Raw genomic sequence first — 16542 nt, forward strand, 5'->3', positions numbered from 1 at the left:
CTCCCGCGCGGTCTACGCGCTCCTGCTGCCGCCGTGCAGGTCGTCCGTGCCGCTCGTGAGGCGCACGGACAACAGGATCGGCACGAGGGTCAGGGCGATCACCATGAGCGCCACGACGTTCGTGACGGGCCGCTCACGGGGCCGGAACAGCTCACCGAGAAACCAGATGGGCAGGGTCTGCTGCTGCCCCGCCGTGAAGGTCGTGACGATCACCTCGTCCAGCGACAGCGCGAAGCTCAGCAGCATGCCCGCCAGCAGGGCCGTCGCGACGCCCGGCAGCAGCACGTGCCGCAGCGTCTGGAAGTAGTCCGCGCCGAGGTCCATGCTGGCCTCCACGAGGCTCACGCTGGTCCGGCGGAGGCGCGCCACGACGTTGTTGTAGACCGTCACCACGCAGAACGTCGCGTGACCCACGACGATCGTGAAGGTCGAGAGGTCGAGCCCCAGCCGCCGGAACGACGTGAGGAGCGCGATGCCCGTCACGATGCCCGGCAGGGCGATCGGCAGGATCATCAGCAGGGTCACGGCGTCGCGCATGGGGAAGCGCGCCCGCGCCATCGCGAGGGACACCAGCGTGCCCAGCACCGCCGCGACGAGCGTGCTCGCGAACGCCACGCGCACGCTCAGCCACAGGGCCGCCCACATGTCCGTCCGCGCGGCCGCGCGCGGAAACCACTCCAGCGTGAGGCCGGGCGGCGGGAAGCGGTACGTGCGGTCCTCCGTGGTGAAGGCGTACAGCACGATGATCAGGATCGGGACGTACAGGAACAGCAGACCGGCGAGGGCGCCGAGCCGCAGCGCGAGCGAGGGTGGCCGGGCGTTCACAGGGCCTCGAACGCGCCGAGGCGCCGCGCGAGCAGCAGGTACGCCGTCACGATCACGATGGGCACCACGCTGAACGCCGCCGCGAGCGGCAGGTTGCCCGCCGTGCCCTGCTGCGTGTAGACCATCTGCCCGATGAAGAAGCCCGGCGCGCCCACCACGCTCGGGATGATGTAGTCCCCCAGGGTCAGGCTGAACGTGAAGATGCTGCCCGCCGCGAGGCCCGGCACCGCCAGCGGCAGCACCACCCGCCACAGCGTGGCGCGCGGCCGCGCGCCAAGGTCCGCGCTGGCCTCCAGCAGGGAGCGCGGCACCCGCTCCAGCGCCGCCTGCACCGGCAGGATCATGTACGGCAGCCAGATGTACGTGAAGACCAGGAACATCCCGAGGTAGCTGCTCGCGAGGCTCGGGCCGCCCACCACGGGCGCGCGCAGCAGCCCGTCGAGCGCGCCGCGCAGGCCCAGCGCGTCCGCGACGGACGAGATCACGCCGTCCTGCGCGAGCACGAGGCGACCAGCGTACACCCGCACGAGGTAGCTGCTCCACAGCGGCAGCAGCACCAGCACGTACAGCCAGGCCTTGCGTGCCCCACGCGCGTGGAACGCCATGAGGTAGCCGATCGGGAAGGCGATCAGCGCGCACGCCAAAGTCACGCAGACGGCCATGAGGGTGGTCCGGACCACCACGTCCACGTTGCTGGGCGTCGTGAGGACCTGCGCGAAGTTCGTCCAGGTGAGGCGCGGCTCCACCTGCCCCGTGAAGTCGTTGACGCCGTACAGGCTGTAGAGCAGCAGGTTCACGAGCGAGCCGAGGTACACCACCACCATCCAAGCGAGGGGCGGCAGGAGCGTCACGAGCAGCAGCACGCCGGGCCGCAGCACCAGCAGGTCGCTCAGGCGGCGGCGCAGCCCCGCGCGGGCCGTCACGGGCGCGGCGCTCACGACGCGTCCTCCAGGGGGCGCAGCGCGTCGGCGGGCCACGTGACGCCCACGCTCTCGCCCACGGCGGGCACGCCCGCGCTCGTGGGCACGAGCGCCGAGACCCGCACGCCCGCCACGCGCACCTCGCAGCGGGTCATGGCGCCCTGGTACAGCACGCCCTCCACCACGCCCTGCACGGCGCCCGGCGTGAGGGGCGCTTCGAGGCGCACCCGCTCGGGTCTCAGCGCGAACATCCGCCCCGGACGTTCCCCCACGAGGGCGCCGTCGAGGACGTTCGCGCTCCCCACGAAGCGCGCGACGAAGGCCGTGCGGGGGAACTCGTACACGTCACGCGGCGAGCCCATCTGCACCACCCGCCCGCCCGCGAAGACCGCGACGCGGTCGCTCATGCTGAGCGCCTCGCCCTGATCGTGCGTGACGTACACGAAGGTGATGCCGAGCTGCCGCTGCAGGCCGCGAAGCTCCGACTGCATCTCCTCGCGCAGCTTGAGGTCGAGCGCCCCGAGCGGCTCGTCGAGCAGCAGCACGCGCGGCGCGCTCACCAGGGCCCGCGCGAGCGACACGCGCTGACGCTGCCCGCCCGACAGCTGCGCCGGTCGGCGGTCCCCGAAGCCGGAGAGCTTCACGAGGTCGAGCATCTCCTCCGCGCGACGCCAGCGTTCGCGCCGACCCACGCCCCTCACCGTGAGCGCGTACGCCACGTTGTCCCGCACGTTCATGTGCGGAAAGAGCGCGTAGTCCTGGAAGACGGTGTTCACGTCCCGCGCGTAGGGCGGCAACCTCGACGCGTCACGTCCGAACAGCTCGATCCGCCCACGTGAGGGCAGCTCGAAGCCGCCGATCAATCGCAGGCACGTCGTCTTGCCGCTCCCCGACGGGCCCAGCAGGCTGAAGAACTCACCCTCGCGCACGTCGAGGGACACGCCGTCCACCGCCTTGACGGCGCCGAACGCGCACGACACGTCCCGCAGGGACACCGCCACGCGCTCCGTGGGAGCGGGCGGGACGTCCGCGCGGGCGTCCGCCGAGGAGGAGGTCGCGTTCACCGCCCGCCCTGGATGGCGATGTAGTCGCTCACCCAGCGGTTGTACGGCACGCACGTCCCCTGCGACGCGCACTTCGCGACGGGCGTGCGCCAGAACCAGATCTTGTCGAAGAACGAGAAGCCGTTCGTGTCGCAGCCCTCCCTGCCCAGCAGCGTACTCGCCGTGCAGCCCTTCGGGTTGGCGGGCAGCGAGCCGAACCACGCGGCCACGTCCCCCTGCACCTTCGGGTTGAGGCTCCACTCCATCCAGCGGTACGCGCAGTTCGGGTTCTTCGCGTCCGCGTGCATCATCGTGGTGTCCGCCCAGCCGGTGGCACCCTCGCTCGGCACGACGCGCGCCACGGGCTGCTTGTTCGCCACGAGCGTGTTCACCTGGAAGGGCCACGTGGGGCTCGCGACGACGCCCTCGTTCGTGAAGTCCTGCACCTGCGCGTTCGCGTCGTTCCAGTAGCGCTGCACGAGCTGCCGCTGCCCGCGCAGCAGCTTGATGACCTCCGCGTACTGCTTCTCGCTCAGCTCGTACGGGTTCTTGATGCCCAGCTCGGGCCGGGTCTTCATGAGGTAGAGCGCGGCGTCCGCGATGTAGATCGCGCCGTAGTACGCCTGCACGCGGCCCTTGTTGCTCTTCCCGTCGGGCAGGGTGGTGTTCTCGAACACCACCTTCCAGCTCGTCGGCGGGGTCTTGAAGACCTTCGTGCTGTACGCGAGCACGTTCGGCCCCCACTGGTACGGCACGCCGTACCGTACGCCGTTCACCACGTACCACGGCGCGTTCTGCAGGCGCTTGTCCACGTCCTTGAAGCTCGGGATGAGCTTCGTGTTGATCGGCTGGACCTTGTTGCCGTAGATGAGGCGCTGCGTGGCGTCACCGCTCGCCGTGACGAGGTCGAAGCCGCCCCCGTTCATCAGCGTGACCGCCTCGTCGCTGCTCGCGAAGGTCTTCACGCTCACCTTGCAGCCCGTGTTCTTCTCGAAGGCCGTGACCCAGTCGTACGCCTTGTCGCTCTGCCCCCGCTCGATGTAGCCGGGCCACGCGAGGATCCGCAGTTGCCCCTCGTTCTTCCCGAGGCTCTGCCGCATGGTCGTGACCTGCGCCGCCGCCAGACCGCTCGTGAGGGTAAGGGTGACCATCAGCCAGTGCCGCATGCTCGACCTCCGGGCGCGCGAACGTGGAAACGACGACGCGTGCGCGCGGGGTGCGCGTCGTGTCTCTGCTCGGGACGTGACGCCTCACCTTAAACCGCGACGCGCGGGGCGCTCAAGAAAGCGCGGCAGATGCCGGGTATCGGCCGCGCCGATACCCCCGCTCAGTCACGCGCGCGGACGCCGTGCGGCTGCACCCTCGCGAACTCGCCCGTCACCACCAGGAACTGCCGCGCGACCTCCGGCAGGGCGCTCCCACGCCGCCACACGACGCCCAGCTCCAGCCTCGGCAGGTCCTCCTGCAGGGGCCGCGCCTCCAGCCGGTCCCCCTCCAGCGACCAGGGACGGTACAGCAGGTCGGGCAGCAGCGCGACGCCCACACCCACGGCGACGAGGCTGCGCATCGCCTCCACGCTCGACGTCCGCACCCGCACGTCCGCGCCGCCCGAGAGGACGAGCGCCGTCACGTCCTCCACCTCGTCCGAACGCAGCACCAGCAGCCGCTCGCCCCGCAGGTCCGACAGCGAGACCCGTTCGCGCGCCGTGAGCGGATGGTTCGTGGGCAACCACACCCGCCACGGCGTCCGCAGCAGCGTCCGCGTCTCCAGCGCGCCCCTGTCGAGGCTGCCCGAGAGGTTCATCACCGCGACGTCCACCTCCCCGCCGATGAGTCGGTGCTCCAAGTCGCTGCGGCGGTCCTCGCGCACCACCACCCGCACGTTCGGAAACACCCGCTCGAAGTGTCCCAGCAGGTACGGCAGGTGGTACGCCGTCACGAGGCTCGTCACGCCCACGTGCAGCGTGCCCGTCAGGGTGTCCGGACGCTCGCGCAGGGCGCTTTCCGCGTTCCGCAGGGCCGCGAGCACCTCGTTCGCGTGCCGCAGGAACTGATGCCCGGCGTGCGTGAGGGTCATGCCACGCGCGTGCCGCGTGAAGAGCTCCGCGCCGACGGTGCCCTCCAGCCGCTGGACGGCCTCCGTCACGACGCTCTGGCTGACGTTGAGCGTGGACGCGGCGCGGCTCGTGCTGCCCGCGTCCGCGACCGCCAGGAAGTACACCAGTTGGCGAACCTTGATGTGCACCGCGCCCTCAGCATGACACGCCCGCCCGGCGCGCGCGTGGTATGACCGGAGCATGTACGACGAAGCCCCCGCCGCGAGCGCCGAGATGCTGCTCGTGTACGGCCGCACCCCGCAGGAGGTCGCCGCCCGACTCGAACAGGAACTCGACGCGTTCGAACGCGCCGCCGCGTCCGCGCAGGACCGTTGGGACACCCTGATGCCGCACCGTGCCTGGACGTACGCGCAGGAGGCTGAGCACATCGTGGTCGTCAACGAGGGAAGCGCGCGCATCGCGCGGCTCCTGCTCTCCGACCGGCCCCTGCGGCCCGTCGAGGTGCCCCGTGGACAGCTCGCGAACGGGCGACGCCTCGCGCCCGAGGCTATGCTTCCCGGTCCCGGACAGCCCTGGACGGCCCTGAGGGAGCGTCACGCCGCGAGTCGCGAGGCACTCCTCACCGCCGCGCGGCAGGGGCACGAGACGCCCGACCGGACGTTCCCGCACCCCTTCATGGACGACCTCGACGCGCTCGGCTGGCTGCGCATGGCCGCCTACCACACCCGTCACCATCGCCGTCAGCTGGAGAAGTCCGTGGCGTCCGGTACCGAAGGCTGAAGAGCGGGAAGGCCGACCCCAGGGTCGGCCTTCCCGCCTGACGAGGCTCAGTTGCCCTGGTTGGTGGGCGGTGTGGCGGGCGTCGCCGGTTCGGCCGGAGTCGCCGGGGTGGTCGTCGTGCCGCTGTCGCTGGGGGCGGCGGGCGTCGAGGAGTCGCCCGGTGTGGTCGGCGTGGCGGGCGTGGCAGGTTCTGCCGGAGCAGCGGGCGTCGCCGGGGTCGCCGAGGTGGCGTTCGTCGCACGGTCGCGCGTCACGAGGATGGCGGTGTAGCCGAGGATCTGCGAGACGCGGACGTTGATGCGTTCGCCGTTGCGTTCGAAGGTCGTGACCTGACCGCCCGCCGCGTCCGACGAGGTGCCGGTGGTGCCGCTCGTCCCGGTGGTTCCAGTCGTTCCAGTCGTTCCAGTCGTTCCAGTCGTTCCAGTCGTTCCAGTCGTTCCAGTCGTACCGGTCGTGCCGGTGGTGTCCGTGCCGGTCGTGCCCGTGGTCCCCGTCGTCCCGGTGGTTCCAGTCGTTCCAGTCGTACCGGTGGTGCCGGTGGTGCCGGTGGTGGAGCTAGTGTCCGTGCCCGTCGTGCCCGTGGTCCCCGTCGTGCCGGTCGTGCCGGTCGTGCCGGTCGTGCCGGTGGTTCCGGTGGTTCCAGTCGTACCGGTGGTTCCGGTGGTTCCGGTGGTTCCGGTGGTTCCAGTCGTACCGGTCGTGCCGGTGGTTCCGGTGGTTCCGGTGGTTCCAGTCGTACCGGTCGTGCCGGTGGTTCCGGTGGTGTCCGTGCCGGTCGTGCCCGTGGTCCCCGTCGTCCCGGTCGTGCCCGTGGTCCCCGTCGTCCCGGTAGTTCCAGTGGTTCCAGTCGTACCGGTGGTGCCGGTGGTGCCGGTGGTGGAGCTAGTGTCCGTGCCCGTCGTGCCCGTCGTGCCCGTCGTGCCCGTGGTCCCCGTCGTGCCGGTCGTGCCGGTCGTGCCGGTCGTGCCAGTGGTTCCAGTCGTACCGGTCGTACCGGTCGTGCTGGTCGTGCTGGTGTCCGTGCCGGTGGTTCCGGTGGTTCCGGTGGTTCCGGTGGTTCCAGTCGTGCCGGTGGTGGAGCTGGTGTCCGTGCCGGTCGTGCCCGTGGTGCCCGTCGTGCCGGTGGTCCCCGTCGTGCCGGTCGTACCGGTGGTTCCGGTGGTTCCAGTCGTGCCGGTGGTTCCGGTGGTTCCAGTCGTACCGGTCGTGCCGGTGGTGCCGGTGGTATCCGTACCGGTCGTGCCCGTGGTGCCCGTCGTACCGGTCGTGCTACTGGTGTCCGTGCCGGTCGTGCCCGTGGTTCCGGTGGTACTGCTGGTGTCCGTACCGGTGGTGGCGCCGGTCGTGCCGGTCGTGGAGGTGTCGGCGGCAGAGAGGTCCACGGAGGAGAAACCGACGTTCTGGAGGGCGGTGGTGAACGCTTCGAGGGCGTTGGGGATGTTGCCGCGGTACAGCACGCCCACGCCGGTGAAGGTGCGGAAGGTGCGGATGGGCGTGGCGCCCTCGATCAGGGGGAGTTGCAGGTCGCCCGACGCGAGTTGCAGGGTGACCGCGTCGGAAGCCCCCGCCGGGGTGGTCGTGGCGGGGGCCTGGGTGGCGGGCGTCTGGGTCGTGCCGGACGTCTGGGTGGAGTCGCCCGACTGGGCGAGCGCGAGGCTCCCGCTCAGCAGCAGGACGGCGATCAGCAGGGACGGTCTGGAATTCGCCTTCATGTCTTTCCTCCTGTGACGTGCATGGTCGTGGGTCCACCCTCGGGCGACGGCCACTCAGTTGAAGGGTAGGGGCGTCCCGTGTGCGGATTGGGGTCCGCAGACTTTGTGCCAGTTGACGGGAAACTCATGCGGTCCGACCTTTGCGGGAGCGTTTGGCACGCGGTCTCGAACGATTCAGAAGGAAGCTTTCTCATGGTTTGCCCGCATCTGGATTGGTTTTTTGTTGAATCTCGCCCGTGGAGAGCCATGGTCGTTTCTTTATGAGAAGACGTTGAGCTTTTTTGGTGGGTTGGCAGTGATCGAGCATCACGAAACATACAAAAAGTTACAATCCTCACGTATACTTCATCGAGTTCATGGTGCTCCGGCCGTTCCTTCCCCTCGTCTCCCGTACGGCCCTGTCGCTGGTGACGCTCGCGTCGGTGCTCACCGTGCTGATCGTCTCGCCCCTGCGCCTCCCCTCGGTCCTGCTGTACGCCCTCTACCTGGCGTCCTGCCTGCTGAGCTGCTTCGTCATGTACCGTGCCGCGGCACGAGCACCGCGTCCCTCGAAGCGGGGTTGGCTCGCGGTTGGTTCGGCCGTCGCCTCGTTCACGGCAGGAGAGTTCCTCTATGCCTGCCTGGACCTCACGGGCTTCGCCACGCCGTTTCCCTCCGTCGCCGACGTCTTCTACCTGGCGTTCGTCCCACTGATCGCACTGGGCGTCGGTCTCTTTCCTCACCGGACGCACGGCCCTCGCGAGCGCGTCGCGTTCCTGCTGGACCTGCTGCTCGCCGTGAGCGTCGCTACCGGCATTCTCTGGCACACCACGGGTCTGCCCGTCCTCGTCGCGGGCCTGGGCGCCCGTCCACTCGATCTGGCGCTCGGGCTCGCCTATCCAGCGTCGGATCTTCTGCTGCTGGGCGCGTTGTTCGCGCTCGTGCTGAGGCCCTCCTCCCGCCTCGAGCAGTCGCAGTTGATCCTTCTGGGCGTCGGAATGACGTCGTACCTGCTGACGGACCTGCGGTACGTGGAGCTCCTGGGCCGTGGAACGTACGCCCCATGGACGCCGCTGGACCTGGGCTGGCTGTGGGGTGTGGTCCTGCTCGCCCTGGCCGGGCAGGTCACGCCCGCAGGTGCGCGGGAGCGAGGTGAGCGCCGACTCCACGTTCCGGCCGTGGGCCGAATCCTGCCCTACGCCGCGCTGACGCTCGGGTACGTCGTGTTCGTCGTGGCCCGTGGTGCGCAGGTCATGGGACGCGTCGACGAGGTCGTCCTCGGGACCATCACGATGCTGCTGTTCGTGCGGCTCGTCCTGGCCGTGCAGGAGCAACAGAAGGTGGCAGACGAACTGCGGCGGCGCGAGCGTCACGACGAACTCACGGGACTGGCGAATCGGCCGGTCCTCGTTTCCCGCCTCACGCGGGCACTGCTGCGGCGCCCGCCACAGGTGGCGGGGGTGCTGTACGTGGACCTGGACCGGATGCGTCACGTGAACGACTGGCACGGGCACGCCGGAGGAGACGAGGTGCTGCGTGAGATCGCGGCGCGGTTGACGTCGCTCGTGCGTGCGGATGATCTCGTGGCGCGTGTGGAAGGCGACGAGTTCGTCGTGATGCTCGATCGGCTGGAGCACCCCGGGCAGGCGGCGGGGGTGGCGCGCCGCGTGCTCGAGCGGCTCGCCCAGCCCGTGAAGGTGGGGGACGAGAGCGTGTACCTCACCGCGAGCGTGGGGATCGCCGTGTGTCCTCGTGACGCGGGCGACGCGGAGCTCGCCGTGCACCACGCCTACCTCGCCATGACGGACGCCAAGGGCCGTGGCCGCAACACCTGCACGGAGTTCGGCCCGCATCTCGTCGATTCCGTCGTGGAGTCCGGACGGCTGGAGGGATTTCTGCGCAACGCGCTGGAGCGTGACGAGCTCGATCTGCACTACCAGCCGCTGGTCGACCTCGGTTCTGAACGGGTGGTGGGCTTCGAGGCGCTGCTGCGCTGGACGTCCCCGACGCTGGGGGTGGTGCCGCCGCTCACGATCGTGGACGTGGCGGAGGAGCGGGGCCTGACGGTCGCCCTGGGCACCTGGGTGCTGCGGCGCGCGGTGGGAAGGGTGGCGCGCTGGCGCCGGCTGATGGATCCGGCGATGTACGTGTCGGTGAACGTGTCCTCGACGCAGTTCGAGGATCCCGGTTTCGTGGGGACCGTCGAGGAGGTTCTGGGAACGTACGGGGTGGACGCGGGCGCACTGTGCCTGGAGCTGACCGAGCGCAGCCTGATGCGTGACGTGCGGGCGTCGCGCGTCCGTATCGAGGCGCTGCGGGCGCTGGGGGTGCGTGTGGCGCTCGACGACTTCGGGACGGGGTATTCGAGTCTGTCGTACCTGCGTCAGCTTCCGGTGGACGTGCTCAAGATCGACCAGTCGTTCGTGCGCGCGATGGAGGAGGACGGCCCCAAGTTCGTGCGGGCCATCACGCGGCTCGGGCTGGACCTGGAGGTCACGGTGGTCGCGGAGGGCATCGAGACGGCGGCGCAGCTCGACACGCTCGCATCAATGGGATGTCACGTGGGCCAGGGGTATCTGCTGGGGCGACCCATGACCGCCCCGGACCTGGAGGTCCGCTTCGAACGGCCACAGGACGTACTGCTCGACGACGAGGGCTGATCGCCCGGAAGGCTGACGCCATCTCCTGATTTCGACGTCCGATGTGACGGGAAGACTGCGGGTAGGTTTGGGCGCGTCGGCCCTGCTGCTGTTCGTGGGCGCTCGTGCGGGTGCCACCCCGCCAGGAAGGTCAATTAATTTCATGAAAACCAGCTGAGTGTGAAAAAACTCACTCGGAGACGTACGCTCCTGCCGATCGGCTCCACCTGGAAGCCTGGAATGAAGATGCGGCGAGATGGACCCCTCACCAAGTTCCAATAGTCTGTGGTCGGTTCACTACAGTTTCCGTTCACCGAGGGACGCTCGTGCGTTCCGGGGAGAGTCCTACCGTGCCGAACGCGTTTTCCGTCCGCCGTCGTTCCCTGCGTTCCCGCCTGCTGCTGGTCACGCTGCTCGCCTCTCTCGCCGCCTGTGGCCGCGGTCCTGCCCCGTCGCAGTCGCCCGCCTCCGATGGCATCGGGCCGCTCGCGAAGGCTCCGGGGGGCGCGGTGGTGTACGCCAAACCGCTCGTCGTCACGAAGGGGGGGCGGTATTCCGGGAACTGGGAGAGTCTGGACCCGAACGTGCCCGCGGTGCTGATCAGGACGACGGAACCCGTGGTCATCCAGAACGCGAACATTCGCGGGCGCGGACGACTGATCGTCGGGACGTCCGGCAACCGTGTGACGGTGAGGAATTCCCGGGCGTACGGCCTGAACCCGAATGTGGCGGGCCGTTCCCAGGGGGAGTTCGTTTACCTCGATTCGCCCGCCAATCTGGTCGTTGGCAACAACGCGGTGGAAGGGACGCGGGGGATCGTGGTCCACCGTTTTTCCGGGAATGTCGCGACGGGAGACACCGTCAGGATCGTGGGAAACCGATTCAGGAACGTCATGGGTCTGCCGAGCGACGGGCAGGGCGGCTACACGGCCGCCCGGACCGACGCGCACACGATCCTGTTCGACAAGGTGCAGCGCGTCCCGAACGTGGAAATCGCGTGGAACGAGGTGGTGAACGAACCGGGACGCAGTGGTGTAGAGGAAAACTTCAACCTCTACATCAGCAGCGGAACGCCGGGCAGTCCCATCCGCATTCACGACAATTACGTGCAGGGCGCGTACAACCTGTCGCCGACCACGGACTCGGCCTACTCGGGAGGCGGGATCCTGGTGGGGGACGGGTACACGACGACGGCGCTCGACGTGGGCTACACGGAGGTGTACGACAACCAGGTGGTGTCGACGACGAACGAGGGTGTCGCGGTGGCCGGAGGCGTGTTCAACCGTGTGTACCGGAACCGTGTGGTGTCGAGCGGACTTCTCGTGATGCCCGACGGTTCGGTGGCGACGATCCTCGCGCAGAACGTGGGGATGTACGCGTACAACGCGTCGTCTGGAGTCTGGGGGAACAACGCGGTCACCAACAACGAGGTGGCCTGGATGAGGTACGACGGAGGCGCGCTCGTCGAGAATCCTTTCTGGTTCTGGTCGTGTGCGGAGAGTGACGTGTGTGCTCCGAACGTACGGTTGCCCACGCCGACCCTGGAGATGGAACGACAGGAGTGGACCCGCTGGCAGGACAAGGTGGTCCGGGCGGGGGTACGGATCGGGCCGTGACGTCATCGAGAATGGAGGTCGTAAGCCCTCCTGATTATAATTTTATCCAAGCGAAAGAGTTCCGCGCGCCGCGAGGGTTCGAGAGTGCGACGTTGGCACAAAGTGTCTCGCCCGTGGCTCGTGCCACCCTCCGCCCATGCCAATGCGGAGGAGAGGCTGTCTTCCTGATCCTATAAAATACGTCTACATGTCTAGACAGGCTCTTCAGTCCCTGCAGGCCGACGAACAACGCCGTGCGGACAGAACCGATCATCCCATCCCAGAACAGTGACGGTAGGGAAGGCGGGAGGCACGGCTCACGTCGACGAGGACACTCCGTAGGGCGGCCGCCTCGGAACCTGGCATGGTCACCTCTCCCGCCCACGATCCGCACGGTGGACGTCCCACTCCGGGAGACACGTTCGTCGCCGGTCCGTTCTCGAAGGATCGGACCGGCGACGAAACGAGGCGTACCGACCCCGTGTGAGCATCGTTAGAATACCCATTCTTTCCACACCACCTCGACCCGGACCCGACCGCGATCCCCACGGACGATCAGGACTTCCGGAGGAGGTCACCCGGACCGCCCCCGGGGCACCCACACGCCCTCACCCCGACGGGCGTATCCTGAAACCTTGAGCGCACCGACCGACCCTCACGCCGCCCTCCGCTTTCCCGAGTTCCGCGCCCTGCTCGTCGCGAGCGTCGGCTCGTCCCTCGCGAGCCGCATGCTCGCCGTCGCCATCGGCTACCAGGTCTACCAGCTCACCCGCAGCCCGCTCGCGCTCGGTGGGCTCGGCCTCGTCGAGGCCGTCCCCGCGCTCGGGCTCGCCCTGCTCGGCGGGCACTACGCCGATCGACACGACCGCCGCGCCATCCTGCTCGGCACCCGGCTCGTCTTCGCCGTCTGCACCGCCCTGCTCGCCGTCGTCTCCGCGACGGGGGGCGCGCACGTCCTCGCCTCGCTCTACGCGCTCGTCTTCCTCGCGGGCGTCGCGCGCGGCTTCGGCGATCCCGCCGCCGCCGCCTTCGAGACGCGCATCGTGCCGCCCGAGGCGTACGTCAACGCGTCCTCATGGCTCGGCAGCGTCGGGCAGGCCTGCTCCATCGTCGGACCCGCGCTCGGCGGCGCGCTGCTCGCCACCTGGCACGCCCCCGGCACCTACACCGTCGTGACGGTCCTCGCGGTCGCCGCGTGGCTGGGCCTGTGGCGCATCGCGCCCAAGCCGCAGCCCGTCCCGCCCGCAGGGGAGCGCGTCCGCGACAGCATCCTCTCCGGGGTACGCTTCGTCCGGCGCGATCCCGTGATCGTGGGAAGCATGGCCCTCGACCTCTTCGCGGTGCTGTTCGGCGGGATGGTCGCGCTGCTGCCCGTCTTCGCCACCGACGTTCTGCACGTCGGGCCGCGCGGCCTGGGCCTCATGCTCGCCGCGCCCTCCGTCGGAGCGCTCCTCGTGATGCTCTGGGCGACCCGCCGCCCACCCCTGCGCGACAGCGGACGCACGCTGCTCCTCGCCGTCGCGGGCTTCGGCGTGAGCACCGTCGTGTTCGCCCTCTCACGGCACTTCGCCCTGTCGCTCGTCGCGCTGCTGTTCACGGGCGTCTTCGACGGGATCAGCATGGTCATCCGCAAGGCCATCCTGCGTCTGCGCACCCCGGACCACATGCGCGGCCGCGTCGCCGCCGTGAGCCTGCTCTTCATCGGGTCGAGCAACGAGCTCGGCGCGCTGGAGAGCGGCGTGGCCGCCAGCGCCCTCGGAACGACGCGCTCCGTCTGGGCGGGCGGGATGGTCACGCTCCTCGTCGTCGCGGTCGTCGCGCTGCGCGTCCCCGCCCTGCGGCGCCTGCACCTCGCGCACGCGCCCGAACCCGACCCGCGGGAGGGCACGGACCAACTCCAGACCGGGTCTGTCCGGTCGAGTAGCGACTGAGCGATAGTGACGTCGTGACCCCCTCAGAACCCGTCCGCTGGAGCACCTTCGCGCCCCGCTACGAGGCGCTCGCCGCCGAGACTCCCACCGCCGCCGACGTCGCCGCCTGGCTCGAACGCTGGAGCGACCTCATCAAGGACGTCGGCGAGGCCCGTGCGGCCCTCATGCGCGCCAAGGACGCCGACCCCACCGACGAGGCCGCCGAGGCCGCGTACGTCGCGTTCGTCCGAGACGTGCAGCCCGAGGTCACCCGCGCCGAGCAGGTCCTCAACGAGCGCCTCCTCGCCGTGCGGGACTGGACGCCCGAGCCGCGTCACGAGCAGATGCTGCGCGGGGTCCGCACCGAGGCCGAACTCTACCGCGAGGAGAACCTCCCGCTGGAGACCGAGATCGCCACGCTCTCCAACGACTTCAACAAGATCACCGGCGCGCTGCGCGCCCGCGTGGGCGGCGAGGAGCTCAGCATCCCGCAGGCGCAGCGGCGCCTCCTCGACCCCGACCGCGCCGTTCGTGAGGCCGCGTGGCGCGCGATTCAGGCGGCCAACCGCGAGGCCGCGCCCGCCCTCGACGACCTCTTCCTGCGTCTGCTGGCCCTGAGGCGGCGGGTGGCCCGCAACGCGGGCTTCGACACCTACCGCGACTACGCGTGGCGCGCCATGAACCGCTTCGACTACACCCCCGAGGACACCCGCGAACTCCATCACGCCGTCGAGACGCACGTCACGCCCCTGCTGCGCCGCGTCAACGAGGACCGCGCGCGCGGCCTCGGCCTGCCCGCGCTGCGCCCCTGGGACACGCAGGCCGACCCGTCGGGCCTGCCCGCCCTCGCGCCCTTCACCAGCACCGAGGAGTACGTCGAGACGGCGCGGCGCATCTTCGACACGCTCGACCCCACCCTCGGCGCGCAGTTCGGAGCGATGGCCGACGGCGGCTACCTCGACCTCGCCCCGCGCCCCGGGAAGGTCCCCGGGTACGGCTACTGCAACTACCTGCCGCGCACCGGCTCGCCCTACATCTACTGGAGCGCCGTCGGCACCGACGGCGACGTGCGCGTCCTGATGCACGAGGCCGGGCACGCCTTCCACTTCCTCGCGTCCGGACGTCCCGACGACCTCGCCTGGAACCTGCTGTCACCCATCGAGTTCGCCGAGGTCGGCAGTCAGGCGATGGAACTCCTCACGCTGCCACTGCTGGAGAAGCCCGTCGGGTACTACGACGCGGCGGACGCCGCGCGCGCCCGCCGTGACAAGGCCGAGACGGTCCTGCGGCAGTTCACGGGGCAGGCGACGGGCGACGCCTTCCAGCAGTGGCTGTACGCCGACGCGCCCGAGGACGTCACGATCGACATGATCGACGCGAAATGGCTCGAATGCCACGCGCGCTTCAACGAGGGCGTCGACTGGAGCGGCTTCGAGGACGCCCGCGCCAAGGGCTGGCAGTTCGTGCACGTCTTCGCGTACCCCCTGTACCTCATCGAGTACTCCCTCGCGTGGATGGGCGCGCTGCAGGTCTGGCAGGGCGCGCGCCGCGATCCCGCCGCCGCCCTGGAGCGCTACCGCGCCGCGCTTTCTCTCGGCGGCACACGGCCCCTGCGGGAACTGTTCGAGACGGCGGGCGCGCGCTTCGCGTTCGACGAAGGGACCATGCGCGGCCTCGTGGACCTGCTCGCCGGGGAACTCGACGCAGCCCGCGCCACGGGCGACTGACCACGGGCAGGGGGCGTGGAGACCTCCGCGCCCCCTGCGTTTCACCTCCACCTGAGCTCGGGCGCGTGGACTGGACGGATGCCGCACCCCGCCTCCCTCCGCCGGGCCCTCGCGCTCCTCTCGATCCTCGCGCCCCTGCTCGTCTTCGGGGAACTCGCCGAGGACGTCTGGGAACACGAGGGGTTCACGTGGGACGCGCCCGTGCTGTGGTGGTTGCACGGGCACGCGACCACCGCCCTCGATCGGCTGATGCTCGGTGTGACCGGCCTGACCGACCCCGTGGAGATGGCCTCGCTCTCCCTGCTGGTCTGCACCCTCCTCGCCGTCCGACGCCGCGTTCCCGAGGCGCTGCTGTTCGGCGTCGCGGTGTGCGGCGCGGCCGTCCTGAACGTCCTCGCGAAGCTCGCCTTCCACCGCGCGCGCCCCCACCTCTGGACCACGCTCGTGCCCGAGACGGACTACGGCTTCCCCAGCGGGCACGCCATGGGCACCATGGCGGCCGTCGCGGCCCTGACCATTCTGGTGTGGAGGACCCGCGCGCGCTGGTGGGTCGCCGTACCCGGCGGCCTGCTGGTGGCATGGGTGGGGCTCTCGCGGGTGTACCTCGGGGTCCACTTCCCCTCGGACGTGCTGGCGGGCTGGAGTGCGTCGCTCGCGTGGGTGCTCGCGACCCGCTGGGTCCTGGACTCGCGGACGACTCTGCGTGTCCTGAGGTGGTTCCGCCCGACCGTCTGAGTGGAGGGTCGAGTCCGCCACCTCACGCCGCCTCGACCTCACCCGACGGGCGTCCAGCGCCCTCAGGAGGACGAGCGGAGCCGCCGCACCGTCACGAAGTGCGCCACCCGCATCGTCACGTTGTAGAGCGCGAACGCCACCAGGGTCGGAATCCCGCGCCCCAGCACGAACATGCCGTACACGCCACAGGCCACCGCTCCGAAGGCCAGCGCCATGAAGATCCCGCCCTGCGAAGGAGTCATCCGGACGCGCCCCGGCATCCCCGGAATCTGACGACGCCCCCCGAGCCGACCGATCAGGCGGCCCTGCGCGGCGCCGAACGCGGCCCCGCGTTTGCCGCCCGGTGCGGCGCATGCTCGGCTACGTGAGCAGGAGGAGCTTCAGCCTCCCTCGTGCATAATGTGCCGGTGTTCACGAATCACGAGCGTACGGACCTGCTCGTCCTCGGGGGAGGCGTCGCGGGCGCGTACGCCTGCCTGCGCGCTCGCGCCCTCGGCCTGCGCGTCACCGTCGCCTGCAAGACCGCCCTGGAGGGCGGCAGCACCCTCTGGGCGCAGGGCGGCGCCGCGGCGCCCATCGACCTTCACGACGTCGAGGCGCACGTCCACGACACCCTGGCC

The 16542-nt window shown here is 70.0% G+C and carries 14 protein-coding genes; 7 read left to right on the forward strand and 7 right to left on the reverse strand.

The window, feature by feature from the left end; genetic code table 11:
* Nucleotides 1–12: 12 nt before the first annotated feature.
* The 5 genes from DEIPI_RS0121930 to DEIPI_RS0121950 all read right to left on the reverse strand — a co-directional run bounded on the left by DEIPI_RS0121930 (nucleotide 13) and on the right by DEIPI_RS0121950 (nucleotide 5033).
* The gene (locus tag DEIPI_RS0121930) at nucleotides 13–825 is read right to left on the reverse strand and encodes an ABC transporter permease (RefSeq protein WP_027483183.1); all 813 of its coding nucleotides are present in this window, start codon (nucleotides 823–825) and stop codon (nucleotides 13–15) included.
* A complete protein-coding gene (locus tag DEIPI_RS0121935; RefSeq protein WP_027483184.1) occupies nucleotides 822–1763 on the reverse strand; it encodes an ABC transporter permease in 942 nt (313 codons plus the stop codon). The genes DEIPI_RS0121930 and DEIPI_RS0121935 overlap by 4 nt, the downstream gene beginning before the upstream one ends.
* Complete coding sequence (locus DEIPI_RS0121940) at nucleotides 1760–2809, reverse strand: ABC transporter ATP-binding protein (protein WP_211238341.1); 1050 nt, start codon at nucleotides 2807–2809, stop codon at nucleotides 1760–1762. Before DEIPI_RS0121940 ends, DEIPI_RS0121935 begins: the two co-directional genes overlap by 4 nt.
* Nucleotides 2806–3954 carry an ABC transporter substrate-binding protein gene (locus tag DEIPI_RS0121945; protein ID WP_027483186.1) on the reverse strand — a complete coding sequence of 383 codons (1149 nt, stop codon included), beginning with the start codon at nucleotides 3952–3954 and terminating at the stop codon, nucleotides 2806–2808. The genes DEIPI_RS0121940 and DEIPI_RS0121945 overlap by 4 nt, the downstream gene beginning before the upstream one ends.
* 161 nt (nucleotides 3955–4115) lie before the next feature.
* Entirely contained in the window at nucleotides 4116–5033 is a 918-nt protein-coding gene (locus DEIPI_RS0121950) for a LysR family transcriptional regulator (RefSeq protein ID WP_027483187.1), read from the reverse strand.
* A 52-nt stretch (nucleotides 5034–5085) separates the two neighbouring features.
* Between DEIPI_RS0121950 and DEIPI_RS0121955 the strand changes: the two genes are divergently transcribed.
* Nucleotides 5086–5625: a DinB family protein gene (locus tag DEIPI_RS0121955; protein WP_027483188.1), complete on the forward strand. Its 540-nt coding sequence runs from the start codon at nucleotides 5086–5088 to the stop codon at nucleotides 5623–5625.
* 47 nt (nucleotides 5626–5672) lie between these two features.
* Here the strand turns inward: DEIPI_RS0121955 and DEIPI_RS41050 are convergent, their stop codons facing one another.
* Nucleotides 5673–7337 carry a hypothetical protein gene (locus DEIPI_RS41050; protein ID WP_052351920.1) on the reverse strand — a complete coding sequence of 555 codons (1665 nt, stop codon included), beginning with the start codon at nucleotides 7335–7337 and terminating at the stop codon, nucleotides 5673–5675.
* A gap of 356 nt (nucleotides 7338–7693) precedes the next feature.
* Between DEIPI_RS41050 and DEIPI_RS35995 the strand changes: the two genes are divergently transcribed.
* From DEIPI_RS35995 to DEIPI_RS33660, 5 genes are all read left to right on the forward strand, one after another.
* The gene (locus tag DEIPI_RS35995) at nucleotides 7694–9976 is read left to right on the forward strand and encodes a putative bifunctional diguanylate cyclase/phosphodiesterase (protein ID WP_052351921.1); all 2283 of its coding nucleotides are present in this window, start codon (nucleotides 7694–7696) and stop codon (nucleotides 9974–9976) included.
* Between the two features lie 329 nt (nucleotides 9977–10305).
* The gene (locus DEIPI_RS33650) at nucleotides 10306–11571 is read left to right on the forward strand and encodes a right-handed parallel beta-helix repeat-containing protein (RefSeq protein ID WP_052351922.1); all 1266 of its coding nucleotides are present in this window, start codon (nucleotides 10306–10308) and stop codon (nucleotides 11569–11571) included.
* A 614-nt stretch (nucleotides 11572–12185) separates the two neighbouring features.
* Nucleotides 12186–13481: an MFS transporter gene (locus DEIPI_RS33655; RefSeq protein WP_045234937.1), complete on the forward strand. Its 1296-nt coding sequence runs from the start codon at nucleotides 12186–12188 to the stop codon at nucleotides 13479–13481.
* A gap of 14 nt (nucleotides 13482–13495) precedes the next feature.
* Nucleotides 13496–15187: a M3 family oligoendopeptidase gene (locus DEIPI_RS0121980; protein ID WP_052351923.1), complete on the forward strand. Its 1692-nt coding sequence runs from the start codon at nucleotides 13496–13498 to the stop codon at nucleotides 15185–15187.
* Between the two features lie 78 nt (nucleotides 15188–15265).
* Nucleotides 15266–15922, forward strand: coding sequence for a phosphatase PAP2 family protein (locus tag DEIPI_RS33660; RefSeq protein ID WP_045234938.1), 657 nt, complete (start codon nucleotides 15266–15268; stop codon nucleotides 15920–15922).
* Nucleotides 15923–15984: 62 nt separating this feature from the next.
* Here the strand turns inward: DEIPI_RS33660 and DEIPI_RS38265 are convergent, their stop codons facing one another.
* Entirely contained in the window at nucleotides 15985–16164 is a 180-nt protein-coding gene (locus tag DEIPI_RS38265) for a hypothetical protein (protein ID WP_027483190.1), read from the reverse strand.
* A 165-nt stretch (nucleotides 16165–16329) separates the two neighbouring features.
* Between DEIPI_RS38265 and DEIPI_RS0121995 the strand changes: the two genes are divergently transcribed.
* On the forward strand, nucleotides 16330–16542 hold a 213-nt coding region (locus tag DEIPI_RS0121995), incomplete at its 3' end, for an FAD-binding protein (RefSeq protein WP_027483191.1).

The sequence above is a fragment of the Deinococcus pimensis DSM 21231 genome, assembly GCF_000519345.1.
GTDB classification, from domain to species: domain Bacteria; phylum Deinococcota; class Deinococci; order Deinococcales; family Deinococcaceae; genus Deinococcus_A; species Deinococcus_A pimensis.